18 protein-coding genes are annotated in these 14,629 nt (G+C 53.8%); 13 read left to right on the top strand and 5 right to left on the bottom strand.

Translation table 11 applies throughout. From position 1 onward, the window contains the following. Positions 1-36 precede the first annotated feature (36 nt). From SYNC_RS07930 to fba, 7 genes are all read left to right on the top strand, one after another. The gene (locus SYNC_RS07930; protein WP_011619627.1) at positions 37-366 is read left to right on the top strand and encodes a hypothetical protein; all 330 of its coding nucleotides are present in this window, start codon (positions 37-39) and stop codon (positions 364-366) included. Further along, positions 363-1,196, top strand: a complete 834-nt coding sequence (locus SYNC_RS07925; protein WP_011619626.1) for an A24 family peptidase — start codon at positions 363-365, stop codon at positions 1,194-1,196. The genes SYNC_RS07930 and SYNC_RS07925 overlap by 4 nt, the downstream gene beginning before the upstream one ends. Positions 1,197-1,392: 196 nt before the next feature. Beyond that, on the top strand, positions 1,393-2,271 hold the full coding sequence (accD, locus tag SYNC_RS07920; protein ID WP_011619624.1) for an acetyl-CoA carboxylase, carboxyltransferase subunit beta: 879 nt from the start codon (positions 1,393-1,395) through the stop codon (positions 2,269-2,271). Further along, on the top strand, positions 2,268-2,666 hold the full coding sequence (locus tag SYNC_RS07915) for a hypothetical protein (RefSeq protein WP_011619623.1): 399 nt from the start codon (positions 2,268-2,270) through the stop codon (positions 2,664-2,666). Before accD ends, SYNC_RS07915 begins: the two co-directional genes overlap by 4 nt. A gap of 19 nt (positions 2,667-2,685) precedes the next feature. Further along, a complete protein-coding gene (locus tag SYNC_RS07910; protein WP_011619622.1) occupies positions 2,686-3,774 on the top strand; it encodes a Gfo/Idh/MocA family protein in 1,089 nt (362 codons plus the stop codon). A gap of 134 nt (positions 3,775-3,908) precedes the next feature. Beyond that, positions 3,909-4,976, top strand: a complete 1,068-nt coding sequence (locus tag SYNC_RS07905; RefSeq protein ID WP_011619621.1) for a class I fructose-bisphosphate aldolase — start codon at positions 3,909-3,911, stop codon at positions 4,974-4,976. 126 nt (positions 4,977-5,102) lie between these two features. After that, the gene (gene fba, locus SYNC_RS07900; protein WP_006853056.1) at positions 5,103-6,176 is read left to right on the top strand and encodes a class II fructose-bisphosphate aldolase; all 1,074 of its coding nucleotides are present in this window, start codon (positions 5,103-5,105) and stop codon (positions 6,174-6,176) included. A gap of 54 nt (positions 6,177-6,230) precedes the next feature. Here the strand turns inward: fba and SYNC_RS07895 are convergent, their stop codons facing one another. The 3 genes from SYNC_RS07895 to purS form a co-directional block, all read right to left on the bottom strand. Further along, entirely contained in the window at positions 6,231-7,163 is a 933-nt protein-coding gene (locus SYNC_RS07895) for an LD-carboxypeptidase (protein ID WP_011619620.1), read from the bottom strand. Between the two features lie 295 nt (positions 7,164-7,458). Further along, positions 7,459-8,109, bottom strand: coding sequence for a phosphoribosylformylglycinamidine synthase subunit PurQ (gene purQ / locus SYNC_RS07890; protein ID WP_011619619.1), 651 nt, complete (start codon positions 8,107-8,109; stop codon positions 7,459-7,461). Beyond that, a complete protein-coding gene (gene purS, locus SYNC_RS07885; RefSeq protein WP_011619618.1) occupies positions 8,106-8,360 on the bottom strand; it encodes a phosphoribosylformylglycinamidine synthase subunit PurS in 255 nt (84 codons plus the stop codon). Before purS ends, purQ begins: the two co-directional genes overlap by 4 nt. A gap of 101 nt (positions 8,361-8,461) precedes the next feature. On the opposite strand from purS, the gene SYNC_RS07880 reads away from it, so the two are divergent. From SYNC_RS07880 to SYNC_RS07870, 3 genes are all read left to right on the top strand, one after another. Beyond that, positions 8,462-8,806: a hypothetical protein gene (locus SYNC_RS07880; protein ID WP_237699187.1), complete on the top strand. Its 345-nt coding sequence runs from the start codon at positions 8,462-8,464 to the stop codon at positions 8,804-8,806. Between the two features lie 14 nt (positions 8,807-8,820). Next, entirely contained in the window at positions 8,821-9,399 is a 579-nt protein-coding gene (locus tag SYNC_RS07875; protein ID WP_011619616.1) for an isoprenylcysteine carboxylmethyltransferase family protein, read from the top strand. A gap of 79 nt (positions 9,400-9,478) precedes the next feature. Then, a complete protein-coding gene (locus SYNC_RS07870) occupies positions 9,479-10,111 on the top strand; it encodes a L,D-transpeptidase (RefSeq protein ID WP_011619615.1) in 633 nt (210 codons plus the stop codon). A 110-nt stretch (positions 10,112-10,221) separates the two neighbouring features. Here SYNC_RS07870 and cobW read toward each other — a convergent pair whose 3' ends face one another. Together cobW and SYNC_RS07860 are read right to left on the bottom strand one after the other, a co-directional pair. After that, a complete protein-coding gene (gene cobW, locus SYNC_RS07865; RefSeq protein WP_011619614.1) occupies positions 10,222-11,298 on the bottom strand; it encodes a cobalamin biosynthesis protein CobW in 1,077 nt (358 codons plus the stop codon). Beyond that, positions 11,298-11,816: a pentapeptide repeat-containing protein gene (locus SYNC_RS07860; protein WP_011619613.1), complete on the bottom strand. Its 519-nt coding sequence runs from the start codon at positions 11,814-11,816 to the stop codon at positions 11,298-11,300. Before SYNC_RS07860 ends, cobW begins: the two co-directional genes overlap by 1 nt. 85 nt (positions 11,817-11,901) lie before the next feature. On the opposite strand from SYNC_RS07860, the gene SYNC_RS07855 reads away from it, so the two are divergent. The 3 genes from SYNC_RS07855 to ilvD are packed head-to-tail and all read left to right on the top strand — an operon-like array spanning position 11,902 to position 14,561. After that, positions 11,902-12,519, top strand: a complete 618-nt coding sequence (locus tag SYNC_RS07855; RefSeq protein WP_041427030.1) for a uracil phosphoribosyltransferase — start codon at positions 11,902-11,904, stop codon at positions 12,517-12,519. A gap of 24 nt (positions 12,520-12,543) precedes the next feature. Continuing rightward, positions 12,544-12,834, top strand: a complete 291-nt coding sequence (locus SYNC_RS07850; RefSeq protein ID WP_011619611.1) for a hypothetical protein — start codon at positions 12,544-12,546, stop codon at positions 12,832-12,834. A gap of 53 nt (positions 12,835-12,887) precedes the next feature. Next, positions 12,888-14,561, top strand: a complete 1,674-nt coding sequence (gene ilvD, locus SYNC_RS07845; RefSeq protein WP_011619610.1) for a dihydroxy-acid dehydratase — start codon at positions 12,888-12,890, stop codon at positions 14,559-14,561. Positions 14,562-14,629: the final 68 nt, after the last annotated feature.

Here is a 14,629-nt window from a genome sequence, read left to right as displayed (position 1 = left end):
ATGTTGAGCATTCACATCTATCGTGGACTCATCTGATTGATCAGGTGGGTCCTTTTTTTGTCGTCTCCCTCATTTGAGATTGCAGGTGCCAGTGGATCAACAACTCCTCCACCGCGCTGGGACAGAGTGGATAGTCGTCGTTTGATCGCTTTGGCACGACGGATCTACTTCCGCTTTTTAAGCGACTCAGGACAGCAGCTTGAACCGATGGGTGTTGTTGTGAATGAGCATTTAGATGAGGGCAGGGTTGTGTTCGAAAGCCCCACGCTGTTGCTTCAAGAACATTTCATCAGCATCGATCTGATCGGTCGAAGACTGCGGCGGCCGCGTGGCTGGCGAGAGCGACCAAGAGGGTCAGGGCTGTGAATAGTGCACTGGGCTTGGTCCTTGTGGTGGCTGGAGCCTGTGTGGGGAGTTTTGCCAATGTGGTGGCCTGGCGATTGCCTCGCGAAGAATCAGTGGTGTGGCCTGGCAGCCACTGCCCGAAGTGTGGGCAAGCAGTGCGCTGGCACGACAATGTGCCTGTGTTGGGGTGGCTCTGGCTTCAGGGACGTTGTCGCGATTGCCATCAGGGCATCTCGAGCCGTTACCCATTGGTGGAACTTTTGAGTGCCCTCCTTTGGCTGAGTGCATTGTGGGGAGATGGATTGCTCGCTGCTTCCGATCAATTAGGCCTGGCATTTCTCAATGTGCTGGCAGGAATTGTTCTCATCAGCGTGCTACTTCCATTGGTGTTGATTGATATCGACCATCTTTGGCTCCCCGAACCTCTTTGCAGGATGGGGGTGTTGCTTGGCCTTGCCTTCACCGGGGCTCTCTATCTGGTGATCCCAGGGCCAGAAGCCAGTGCCGTGCTTCTCAATCATCTTTTGGCGGCATCAGCAGGATTGCTGGCGCTGGAAGGGTTAAGCGCCCTTGCAGAGCGCATGCTTGGACAACCCGCCCTTGGCCTTGGTGACGCCAAATTGGCAGCTGTCGCGGGAGCTTGGCTCGGCTTGGGCGGCGTTTTGGTTGCTTTGGCAATCGCCGTTTTTAGTGGTGCAATCTTTGGCTCGATTGGACGAGTGTCTGGACGGTTAGGGCCGAGACAGCCCTTCCCCTTTGGCCCCTTTATTGCCCTTGGAATTTGGCTGACCTGGCTCGGCGGTCCTGAATGGTGGGGCCAGCAATGGCTCAGCCTGTTTGGTGGCGTTTAAAAGAAGAGAAATCAGCTCCATGGCTGGCGCACCGAGAGATTGCAACATCCCTGTCCTAGCCTTAGGTGATTGGTACAAGATTCAGGCCTTTGGTTTGATCATTCGTACCCTCGGATCTCCCCAATGTGGCTCTCGTACAAACCGAAAGCCCCAATGCCAACTGAGATCTGCTGTTGAAATTAAGGAGTAATCAACCTTGAGTTTGTTCGACTGGTTCGCTGACCGCCGTAAGGGTCAGTACGTCGGCAAGGTGAATCAAGAGCCCGATGAAGGGGATGGTCTTTGGAGTAAGTGCCCAGAGTGTGGGCAGGTGGTGTATCGCAAGGATCTGCTGAGCAACGCAAGTGTTTGCGGCAACTGTGGGTATCACCACCGCATCGATAGCACTGAGCGCATTGCGGTGTTGGTGGATCCCAACAGCTTCGTGCCCATGGATCAAGAGCTTCAACCCACGGATCCATTGGGTTTTAAAGACCGCAGGGCCTATGCGGATCGCCTGCGCGAAACTCAGGCCAGCACAGGGCTTCGAGACGGTGTTATCACTGGGCTCTGTGAGGTTGAGGGCATCCCTATGGCTCTTGCCGTGATGGATTTCCGTTTTATGGGCGGTTCGATGGGTTCGGTGGTTGGTGAAAAGATCACCCGCTTGGTGGAAGTCGCGACTGCCAAAAAGCTGCCACTCCTCATTGTGTGTGCGTCAGGTGGAGCAAGGATGCAGGAGGGGATGCTCAGCCTGATGCAGATGGCCAAGATTTCTGGTGCTTTGGAGCGCCACCGTGAGGCGGGCGTGTTGTACATGCCTTTGCTTACTCACCCCACCACCGGGGGAGTTACAGCAAGTTTTGCGATGCTTGGTGATCTGATTTTGGCGGAGCCAAAAGCTCTCATTGGCTTTGCAGGGAGGCGCGTGATTGAACAGACCCTGAGGGAAAAATTACCGGATAATTTTCAGACTGCTGAATATCTGCAAGAGCACGGATTCGTGGATTCGATTGTTCCGCGTACACAATTGCGATCGACCTTGGCGAGTTTGCTCAGATTGCACGGCTGTGAATCTCGGGTCGCCAGCTCATGATTCAAGTTTTGGCCTCACGCTTCAGGACGGTCGCTGTAGTTGTTTTAGCCCTGATCCTTTGCGTTGCTCCTGTTAGCGCAGGTCAGGTTGAATGGCGAGAAGTGCCTTCCAGTGGAGAGGGACAGCAATGGTGGGATGCCGGAAGTTTGCGGCTTAAGAAGGATGGCACCGTGTCAGTCCTGAGCCGCTACAGCTTGCGTCAGGAGGATGATCGCCCTGCTTTGGGAACGCTTGTTGTGATGGAGATTGACTGCAGCCAACAGCTGTATCGAGACAAGCAAAAAAATGGTTTGCCTCAATTCAGAGCCGAATGGCAACCTTCTGGTTCTGATCCTTTGATCGACGGTGTTCTCTCCGGTGTGTGCTCATCGGACGAGCTTTCGTCGCTTTCCTGACCCCAACTCGGCCTTCCTTATGGCGCTCCCATCTTCAAGCCATTCCCCCATTGGAGTGGCGATTGCGGGTCTTGGCTTTGGTGAATCGGTTCATCTGAAAGCCCTTGCCGCTCAATCTGATCTGGAAGGAGTAGCGCTCTGGCATCCCCGCCGTGAACGCCTAGATCAGGCCTGCCTTGAGCACAATCTCCCTGGTTATCACGATTGGGAGTCTTTGCTCAGCGACCCTCGCGTGCAGGCGGTGATCATTGCCACTCCTCCTGAGCCTCGCTTTGCGTTAGCCCTTCAAGCGCTAAAAGCAGGCAAACACTTGTTGCTTGAAAAGCCTGTTGCTCTCAAGGCTGAATCGGTGGCAGAGCTGCAACGCATCGCCATCCAGAACCGGCTCAGTGTTGCGGTGGATTATGAGTATCGGGCTGTGCCTCTGTTCATGCAGGCTGCGAGGATGCTGGAGGCAGGAGCCGTAGGCACTCCGTGGCTGGTGAAACTCGACTGGTTGATGAGCAGCCGTGCGGATGCGTCTCGACCATGGAGCTGGTATTCACAACGGGAAGCCGGTGGAGGTGTGCTCGGTGCCCTTGGTACCCATGCTTTCGACATGTTGGCTTGGTTGATCGGACCGATTCGATCCGTTCAAGGTCTCAATAGCGTGTCGATTAAGGAGCGTCCCCATCCCAGTGGGGGCATGGCTCCAGTGGATGCTGAAGATGTCTCGCTGATTCAGATGCAGCTCGATTGGCAGGGCCGCTCTGATCAGAGGGTTCCAGCCCAGGTCAATTTGGCGTCTGTGGCCCGCAATGGTCGAGGTTGCTGGCTGGAGATCTATGGATCTCATGGAAGCCTCACGCTCGGTAGCTCAAACCAAAAGGATTATGTCCATGGCTTCGGGCTGTGGCACACGCCGATGGGAGAGGCCACTCGCAATATCGAGGCGGATGCTGAGTTCATGTTCCCCACCACTTGGAGTGATGGTCGTGTGGCGCCGGTGGCCCGCATCCAGAGCTGGTGGGCGCACAGCATTCAAACCGGTGCTCCCATGGTGCCTGGCCTGTCAGAGGGGCTGATCAGTCAGCAAGCATGTGATCAATCACTCGCGGGAACCGATTGAATTTGACAGATTAAAGAATTAATAATCAATTTTCTCTGCGGCCTTCGATACAGGCATCAGCATCAAAAAATCTTTTTTCAGCTTAGATTTGGTGTGTATAGTTCTGGCGCTTTCGTCGTTGTTGCTTCATTCCTATGTCTCTCTCCGCTTATTCCAAAGAGTTAATTGCAACAGCCAACGCTTTGGCAGAGTCGGGGAAGGGAATCCTTGCTGTTGATGAGTCCACTAAGACCATCGGGAAGCGACTAGGTGGAATCCAAGTTGAAAATACTGAGGCTAATCGCCAGGCCTACCGTGGAATGCTGTTTACAACGGCAGGTCTTGGTGACTTTATTAGTGGCGCAATCTTGTACGAAGAAACCTTGTTTCAGAGCCATGCTGATGGCGAAACAATGGTTCAGAAGTTAAACAAAGCGGGGATAATTCCTGGTATCAAAGTGGATAAAGGCCTTTGCCCTTTACCCGGAGCCAAATCCGTTGAAACCGTTTGTACAGGCCTTGATGGCTTGGTGGAGCGGGCTGCAGATTATTACGCCCAAGGCGCACGTTTTGCAAAATGGCGAGCTGTACTTCAGATCACGGCTGATGGATGCCCCTCTGACCTGGCCATTCGTGAAAATGCATGGGGCCTAGCCCGTTATGCACGTTCTGTTCAGGAATCAGGTCTTGTGCCAATCATTGAGCCTGAGATTTTGATGGATGGTGATCATTCGATTGAAGTCACAGCAGCGGTTCAAGAACAGATTCTTAAGGAGGTGTACTTCGCTTGCCAGCTCAACGGAGTTCTGCTCGAGGGCACTCTTCTCAAGCCTTCGATGACAATTCAAGGAGCCGACTGTGCTCACAAATCTGATCCTCAAATTGTTGCAGAAATGACCGTGAGAACACTGGAGCGTTGTGTTCCTGCCAGTGTTCCTGGAATTGTCTTTTTATCAGGCGGTTTGAGTGAAGAAGCGGCGTCGGTGTATCTCAACAACATGAATAAGATTTCAAGAAAAGCGCAATGGAATCTTGGTTTCTCCTACGGACGCGCTTTGCAGCATTCCTGCCTCAAGGCATGGGCTGGTAAGGATCAAGTGGCAGGCCAGGCAGCCTTGCTTGCGCGGGCAAAAGCCAACTCTGAGGCCTCACAAGCGCGTTACGTGCCAGGCTCTCAACCCTCATCAGACGAGCAGCTTTTTGTAGCCGGCTACACCTACTAAGCCATCATTTGCTGGCACTCCGGTGTGATTTCTGCAACGGAGTGTCGTGACATTCACACGACTCAACTGTAAAGTCTCGCGGCTACGGACACATGTCCGTTTATCGGCCTTCGTTAGGACTTCACTATGGCGCTCGTTCCGCTTCGACTTCTGCTCGACCATGCCGCGGAAAACGGCTACGGCATCCCTGCTTTCAACGTCAACAACCTTGAGCAGGTGCAGTCGATCATGGAGGCGGCTCACGAGACTGACTCTCCTGTGATCCTCCAGGCTTCACGTGGGGCACGCACTTACGCAGGTGAGAATTTCCTGCGTCATCTGATCCTGGCGGCCGTTGAGACCTATCCCGACATCCCTGTCGTGATGCACCAAGACCACGGCAATAGCCCTGCAACTTGCTTCGGAGCAGCTGCTAACGGCTTCACCTCCGTGATGATGGATGGTTCCCTTGAGGCTGATGCCAAGACTCCTGCGAGTTACGACTACAACGTCAACGTCACCAAGGAAGTGGTGGACGTTGCCCATGCCATCGGCGTGAGTGTTGAAGGCGAATTGGGTTGCCTTGGCTCCCTTGAAACCGGTAAAGGCGAAGCCGAAGACGGCCACGGTTTTGAAGGTGAGCTTTCCAAGGATCAGCTGCTGACCGATCCCGCTGAAGCTGCTGACTTCGTCGCCAAGACCAAGGTGGATGCCTTGGCAATCGCCATCGGTACAAGCCACGGTGCCTACAAGTTCACCCGCAAGCCCACGGGTGAAGTGCTTGCGATCAGCCGTATCGCTGAAATCCACAAAGCCATCCCCAACACCCATCTGGTGATGCATGGCTCCTCCTCCGTTCCCCAGGAATGGTTGGAAATGATCAACAAGTACGGCGGTGCCATCCCTGAGACCTACGGCGTTCCAGTGGAAGAAATTCAGGAAGGCATCCGTAACGGTGTTCGCAAAGTGAACATCGACACCGACAACCGTTTGGCCTTCACCGCTGCCGTGCGTGAAGCAGCCATGGCTGATCCTGCCAACTTCGACCCCCGTCACTTCAACAAGCCCGCTCGTAAGTACATGAAGCAGGTTTGCTTGGATCGCTACCAGCAGTTCTGGGCTGCCGGTAACGCCAGCAAGATCAAGCAGCGCGACATCAACTTCTACTCCGGCCTTTATGCAAAAGGCACCCTTGACCCCAAGACAGCAGTTGCTGCCTGATCGTTCGGTCAAAACCAACAAAGCGGGGGGCACCAGCCCCCTTTTTTGATGGCTTCATGACTGCGTGCGATCGGGATCCAGAACTAGCGTGCCTCGATTGGCGTTGAGCGTTGCTGCGGCACCAAGGGGGAGAGCCATATTGGGAAGTCCATGCCCAAGGGGCAAATTCATGACCAAGGGGATGCCGAGATCAGAGAGTCGCTCCTCGAGGATCCCATCCATTGAAAAATCACCTGGCTCTACCTCTCCTTTCCAGCTGAAGCGTCCCGTTGCTACTCCCGCAAGGCCACGCAGTACGCCGGAGCTGCGCCACTGCGTAAGCATGCGATCCACTCTGTAGGGAGCTTCTCCAACATCTTCCAGCACCAGGATTGATCCACGCAGATCAGGGAACCAGGGTGTGCCAATCAAATGGGTTGCAACCGTGAGATTGGTCACCACGAGCGGACCTCTGGCCACTCCGGCACGTACGGAACGCCCTTGCAGTGGAGCGACCGGTTCCCCTCTCAGGAGATTGACCGTTCGCTCCCACTGTTGGTCAGGTCCAGTGGTGGATCCGTGGATGGCGCCACGCAAGCCAGCTGACCATTGCGCCATCAGCATCGAGCTGGTGTCAGAAAACCCCAGGGTCCAGAGCGGTCGATTGGGGAAGCGAAATCCAGCTTCTAAAACCCTGGCGCCTCCCCAGCCAGCACCGACATAAATCAGACCATCCAGGGAAGGATTGCGCCAGGCACGCTCAAGATCATCGACTCGCTGTTGATCGGTGCCCGAAAACCATTGCCATTGACGTTTCACCGATTCTGGGACTTCTAACGTCCAACCCTCTGCTTCACAGCGCTCCACTAACGGGCCAAAGTCTGTTTCAGGCTCGAGCCAAGTTCCGGCATTAACGGCTCGAAGCCTTGAGCCCTTTTTTAATGGACGAAGTGGGGGCTTCTTTTGAATCGATGCAGCTAAACCATTAGTAGAGAATGGAACGGCCATAGCGATGGCCGCTGGAACTCCCAACATTAAAAATGATCGACGACGCATCAAAGGGCTTCATCTCTGGCTAAGACGAGTCTGACAATTTGATCGGTTATATGCCTAAGTTATTAATAAAGTGCAGCCTTGAAAATAGGTGCAATAGTGCAGATCAGTTCGCAACTATTGATCAATGATGATCTGACTGCTTCAGATAAAAGCATGTCTTTATTGCATTAATTCTAGTTAGCGTCATTGAACTGATGCTCATGAGTTCCCTGGTTTCTTCTAGGGCTGATCAGGCTGGGTCATATTCCTAGATCAGGGCTTCCATCAGTCGACGTCCATCAACGCCACCCGTTGCAGGATCACAGGCCCGTTCAGGATGGGGCATCAACCCGAGCACATTGCCTGCTGGATTTGTAATTCCGGCAATGTCGGCAATGGAGCCATTGGGATTGTTGTTGTATTTCAGCGCGATGCCGTCGTTGTCTTGAAGAGATTTGAGCGTGTCTTCGCTGCATTGATAACGGCCCTCTCCATGGGCAATGGGCAGCTGAATTTCACGTCCTGCTTGTTCGTGAGATAACCAGGGAGTTCGAGCGCTCACCACGTTGAGAGGAGTGTCTTCGCAGATGAAATGGAGACCGCTATTACGAGTGAGTGCTCCCGGCAATAAGCCGAGCTCAGTGAGCACTTGAAATCCGTTGCAGATGCCTAACACCCTCCCGCCCTTGTTCGCGAAATCGATCAAGGATTCCAGCACTGGGGCAAACCTGGCGATGGCTCCGCAGCGTAAATAGTCGCCATAACTGAACCCTCCCGGTAGGACCACAGCGTCTAGGTCGCTCAGATCTGTTTCCTCATGCCAGAGGTAACGGGTTTTCATGCCAAGGCATCCCTCCGTTGCCCAACGGACATCCCGGTCGCAATTGGAACCAGGAAAAACAACAACACCAATGCTCATGACAACTTGAGTTCCAGGGTCCAGTTCTCAATCACAGGATTGGCGAGGAGTCGATCACTCAACAGTTCAACCTGTTGGCGTGCATCGGCTTCATCAGACGCTTCCAGTTCAAGTTCTACAGCCTTGCCGATGCGAAGGCGTTCGATGCCTTGCACCCCTAATCGGCTGGCAGCCGAACGCGTGGCCTCACCGGCTGGATCGAGGACAGAAGGGCGCAGATGCACCAGAACACGAGCTTGATAACGCGGCACGGGCTCGGAGCAGGAATTGTTAAATCTTGGCAGGCCGTAGTCCCGTTCCAGTGAGTTTCTCTTCACGTTGAAAACAGACCACGACCTCATGTCTTTTTTCTGTGATCCAATCCATCGGATTCACACTCAGATTGATCACACCACTGGTGTTGCTTGCGCCAGGCTTGATGCGTCTCTCACACGCTGAGCCGGTGGCCGTTGATGTGGAGTGTCGCTGGAGCCATCAGGCCTGGGAGCCATGCCGTTTTGTGGCCGATCCCGTGGGTAGCCGCTGGAATTTGGCATTCAACGACCACAGGATTCAGTTTGAGCATGACGGCACCGGTTTGATGCGGATGCGGATCAATGAACGCTCTTCTTGGAACAGCGTGCAGGCCAGTTGGAGTGATGAGGGTGCGCTTTGTTGGGGTGAGGTCTGCGCTCGAGGCGACCTTCCGATGGACTAAGCCTGAAGATCTCCATGGAAAACAATGACCTTCCCTGCGAGGAGCCAAGGCATCAGGTTGATTGGCGGGAGAGTTTTCAGGGTTGGGGGTTGAGCTGGACAGGTTTGCTCAACAATCAAAAGGGTGAGTGGTGGTTGCTGGCGCAACTGGCTTTGATCTGCGCTCATAGTCTTCCGACCTGGCCCTCTGAGCTTTTCGAGGATTGGAGTTGGCCTGTATGGCTTTTGTTTACGGGGTGGACGGTATTTGCTGTTGGGCTTGGGTTGGCTCTGCAGGGTTTTCTGGCGTTAGGCCCCAGCTTGTCCCCCCTACCCGATCCAAAGCCCAATGCCGCTTTGATTACCACTGGGGTGTATGGACGTTGCAGGCATCCTCTGTACCGAGCAGTTGTGATTTGCTCGTTTGGTGTGGTGGTGGCTAAGGGAAGTTTGCTTCACCTGGCGCTGTTTTTGCTCTTGGTTGCGGTGTTAAACGGCAAGGCCCACCGCGAAGAGAAGCGCCTCTGCTCTGTCCATCCGGACTATTTGATCTATCGCAGAAACACGCCAGCCATCCTGCCCGGCATTCCTGGCTTGGATTGGCGCAAGGGCTAGGGCCAGCTGAACAACCGTTTATTGTTTTCAAAAAAAATAAATAAAACCCTTAAGACAGGGGCGCTTTTGATCGTTCGGGATGGTCTGGTCTGCGCCCTTTCAGCTTCTGGCGAGTAGAGCAACCCCTTGCATGTTGCTGCTCAGTGCTGTTTGCGCAGGTCACGAATTCAGCGCCCCAAGTCAGGCCAACGACTTTGTGCTCAATAGCCCCCAACCCGTTGAGGTCAGTTCAAGGCTTTTAGCGATTCTGGAGCCTCCGATCGCAATCCCGGATCCCGAGCCTCAGCTGGTCCTTAACCGTACAAAGAGACAGATCCGCTCCACAGGAGATCCCATCTGGGATTTGCGGCTTGAGATACCTGGACAACCGTCGCGTCATTTCGATGCAGTAAGTGGTCGTGCGCATCGCCAGAACGCCGACCGTGATCAGATGGGGAGCAAAGCCCCCTTGCCAACTGGGAGCTACACCCTCGGACCAGTGGAGCCTCTTGCCAAAGGAGCTTATCCAGAACTAGGGCCGGTGTGGATCGGCATAGAACCGACCTTCACCACGGGCCGAAGGGTGCTCGGGATTCATCAAGACCCAAGTGCGGGTCTCAATGGAAACAGTGGCACCTTGGGATGTATCGGACTGATTCGTGAACACGACTTGATCGAACTGTCTCAGTTGATCCAAGTCAGTGATGTGCGTTTATTGGTCGTTGAAGATTAAAGATAGTGGCCAGTCTTAAGCGAATGAAAAGATGGATGTTTGGTTAAGTTGACGATTAAGTTTTAAATAATTGTGCTGAGATTGGTTAGCGATTTAAACACTTACTTAACTCATTGGCTCGCGCCGAGGAGAAGGGCTGTGAGTTTTTCAGAGGCCGTTGGGTCAAAGCCAATCACGACCAGATCCACTCCACACTGGCTTCCAGGGGTCCAGGCCTGATCGGGAGCCGCTTCAAACCAAGTCTCTAAGCGAGGACCAACCATTTGCACTTGCAATGGAAGCGATTTTCCAGGTAGCCAAACCCTCCCCTTGAGGCGCACCACCTGATGTTCGATCACAAAAGGAGGAAGGATTCGCTCGAAATCCTTACGTTGGATCACGCCTTCGAAACGAACATTGCCGCCCTCAACATCTAAGTGCGTGTGATCGTGGTGATCGTGCGCATGGTCGTGATGCTCATGCTCATGCTCATGCTCATGCACCTCATGGTCGCTAGATGTCTCACGTTCCACTCCCAGAAGCAAGCTCGGGTCGACTTGACCGCGAGTCATGGGGATCACAGATGTACCGGTTCGGATCTTGGGGACCAGTGATTGCTGGATCTGGTCCAGCTCGGCGGGCTCTAAGCAATCTGAACGGCTGACTAACACCAGGTCAGCGGATTGAAGTTGATCGGCGAACAACTCATCAATGGCCGTGAGGTGGTCCAGGCTTGGATCCTCTTGCCGTTGTCGTTCCAACGCCTCTGGATCTCCCACGGGACTTCCGTTGTTCAGGGCTTCTCCATCCACAACAGTGATCACCCCATTCACATGTACCCGAGCCCTGATCTCGGGCCATTCGAGGGCCTGAAGTAGGGGTCTAGGAAGAGCTAGCCCACTGGTTTCAACAACAATTCCATCGAGCTGATCAGCACGTGCAAGCAGCGTTTCCATCGTGGGAAGAAAATCGTCCTGCACGGTGCAGCACAAACACCCGTTATTGAGCTCAACAAGACGCCCATCGATTTCATCCTCTGGGCAGAATCCGCAGCTTCGGATGAGATCGCCATCCAGGCCCACAGTTCCGAATTCGTTGACCATCACTGCGAGGCGTTGGCCGCTGTTGATCAAGAGATGACGCAATAGTGTTGTTTTCCCGGCTCCTAAAAAGCCGGTAATGACAGTGACGGGAAGGCGTTCAGACATCAACGGCACCCCAGGCTTTCACGGGTGCTCACACCGCTGACGCTATTCACACCACTGGCGCGACCGCATAAAGCCTTCAACTGAGTGAGGTCGATCACTGCGTTGGTGAAATCCGTTCCCTCAATGCGCGCATCCACAAACCGGCTTTGCATCAGCATCGCGTTCGTGAAGTTTGCGTCGCTTAGGTCGGTTTCATCAAATCGGCTGGAGAAGGCCACCACATCCTCAAGGTTCGCTCCATGGAGATCAGCGCCCTGCAATTGGGAGGTATTGATCACTGCTCCGCGCAGATCGGTGTCGCTGAGGTCAATGCCACGGAGGTCGGCTTTCAAAAATTCTTTTTCTTTTAAATCACGGCCATGCATGTCTTCGCTGATGTCTTGCAGTGCAAACTGGCCGCGCAATTCAGGCGCCGTGATGGCTTGAGCAGCAAAGGGAAAGGCGATCAAGCTCGACGCAAGAAGCACCCCGAAGAGAACGGGTAGTAGGTGTTTGCGGAACAAATCGGGAAGGGGCATCAGAAATGGATGCAGCCGGCCTCAGGCTGCAGCTGCCGTAACTTGAATGGTCACGTTATGGCAGACACCTGCCCCTCCACGTGCCATGGCCAAAACCTTGAGGGTGGTTGTTCCTCCCCATCCACTCGTTGCTCACTGGCTCACGATGTTGCGCCATGCCGGCACACCACCATCGCTGTATCGAACTGCGCTCGAGGAATTGGGACGTTGGCTGACCTATGAAGCCTTGCGAGATTGGCTTCCCCATCGCCGTGAGGAGGTACAAACCGCGCTGGAGCTCACGGAAGGAACTGTGATTGAAACGGGTGTTCCCCTGCTGGCCGTTCCCTCTCTTCCTGGTGGGTTGATGCTCTGGGAAGGGGCAAGGCAAGTGCTGCCTCACGCAGAGCTCTGTCTTGGTGGCCTGCCAGAAATAATCGAAGCCAACGCAGGTCTTGTCTTGCTGATGGATCAAATCAGTGATGGAGAGGAGCTATCAGTGCTCATGGAAGAGCTCGTCTCAAAAGGTGTCGAAAGCCGAAGGCTTCGTGTGATTGCGGCTTTAACAGCCAGCCCTGGGCTCAAACACCTGGGAGAAGCATTTCCCGAACTCACCATTCATACCGCCTGCATCGACGAAGAAGTCAATGCAAACGGTCAAATTTCTCCTGGGATTGGCAACACATCTCAACGGCTGCAAATCAGAACAGCTCCCTCGACCTAGGCTTGAATAAATCCATCGGCGGCGATGAGCAGGCAGCAGGAATCCACCTCAGGGACACTTTTCACACTCCTGAGCGGAGCCCTCATTGGGGCGGCAGGAGTGGGTTGGTGGCTGCTCACAGAAGCAGAACGGCGTCAGCGGCTCAAGCGTCAGCGTTCCATGCTCTATGCGCCAAGGATGCAAGACGGCAGTGAGGCTTTTGAGGCGAATCAATACGCCGATCGTGATGATCAGCTGGAACATCGCGTTGAGCAGCTCAATTCAGCCATCTCTGATGTCCGTCGTCAGCTTGAAGACCTCGGCTCAAAGTCTTAATCCCCACGGCCGGTAAGTTGGGATTTGTCTCCAACTGCGATCCAGTCGTTGCCATGCTTCGCTCAGACGCCGTCACTCAAGGCATTCAGCGCTCACCCAATCGAGCAATGCTGAGAGCGGTTGGCTTCGGTGATGAAGATTTCGGCAAGCCCATTATCGGGATCGCTAACGGTTACAGCACGATTACACCTTGCAATGTGGGATTGAATGGTCTGTCCCGTCGTGCCGAAGATTCGGCTCGAAAGGCAGGTGGAATGCCTCAGACTTTCGGAACCATCACCGTCAGCGATGGCATCTCGATGGGCACGGAAGGAATGAAATATTCCTTGGTGAGCCGTGAAGTGATTGCTGATGCAATTGAAACGGCCTGCAATGGGCAAAGTATGGATGGCGTTCTGGCGGTTGGTGGTTGCGATAAAAATATGCCTGGCGCCATGTTGGCGATGGCACGTATGAATATCCCCTCGATTTTTGTGTACGGGGGAACAATTAAGCCGGGAAAATTAGGTGGCTGTGACCTCACTGTTGTGAGTGCTTTTGAGGCTGTCGGTCAGATTACGAGTGGGAAAATTGATGAAGAGCAGCTAACTGCGATTGAAAAAAATGCCTGCCCAGGTGCTGGCAGCTGTGGAGGCATGTTCACGGCCAATACGATGAGTGCTGCGATTGAAACGATGGGGCTGAGTCTTCCCCACAGTTCAACGATGGCTGCCGAAGATGAGGAAAAAGCAGAGAGTGCGGCTCGTTCTGGTGAAGTCCTCGTTGAGGCAATTAAATCCAATATTCGCCCCCTTGATTTGCTCACGCGGGAAGCCTTTGAAAATGCCATCAGCGTGATCATGGCGGTGGGCGGCTCCACCAACTCTGTGTTGCATTTGCTTGCTATCGCGCGCACAGCAGGCGTGGATCTCAGCATCGACGACTTTGAACAGATCCGCCAACGCGTTCCGGTGATTTGTGATCTAAAACCGAGTGGTCGTTTTGTCACCGTGGATCTTCATCAGGCTGGGGGCATTCCACAGGTGATGAAATTGCTTTTAGATGCGGGCTTGCTCCATGGCGATTGCCGCACGATTGAAGGGAAAACATTGAAAGAATTGTTGGCTGATATTCCTTCAACGCCTCCTGAAGGACAAGAAGTGATTAGGCCGTTAAGTAACCCCCTTTATGCCAAAGGGCATTTGGCCATTCTGAAAGGAAATTTGGCAAGCGAAGGAGCTGTCGCCAAAATCAGCGGCATCAAAACGCCTGTCCTCACAGGTCCTGCTCGCGTTTTTGAAAGCGAAGAGGATTGTTTAGCGTCGATTATTGGTAAACATATTCATGCTGGTGATGTCATCGTGATTCGCCAGGAAGGTCCAGTGGGAGGTCCTGGAATGCGCGAAATGCTTGCACCAACTGCTGCCATTGTTGGGCAGGGACTCGGTGACAAGGTGGCGCTGATTACGGATGGTCGATTCAGTGGTGGAACCTATGGTTTGGTGGTTGGCCACGTGGCTCCAGAAGCTGCCGTTGGTGGAGCAATCGGCCTTGTTATGGAAGGAGACAGCATCACTGTGGATGCCAATCAAAACCTTCTTCAACTCAATGTGAATGAGGCTGAACTCGAAACACGCCGCCGCACTTGGTCAGGACATAAGCCTAGATACAAGACTGGAATTCTTGGCAAATATGCTCGACTTGTCTCGAGTTCTAGTCGTGGTGCCGTGACAGATCAGCCTGATTAAGCTACTGCTACAGGGGTATTGAATTATCACTAAGGGTATGGCGTGGTTGATTGGCAGCCGAGTTATCC

Source organism: Synechococcus sp. CC9311 (genome assembly GCF_000014585.1).
GTDB lineage: Bacteria > Cyanobacteriota > Cyanobacteriia > PCC-6307 > Cyanobiaceae > Synechococcus_C.
Note: the sequence above shows the minus strand (reverse complement) of the source record. Positions and strands in the feature narration are given on the sequence as shown.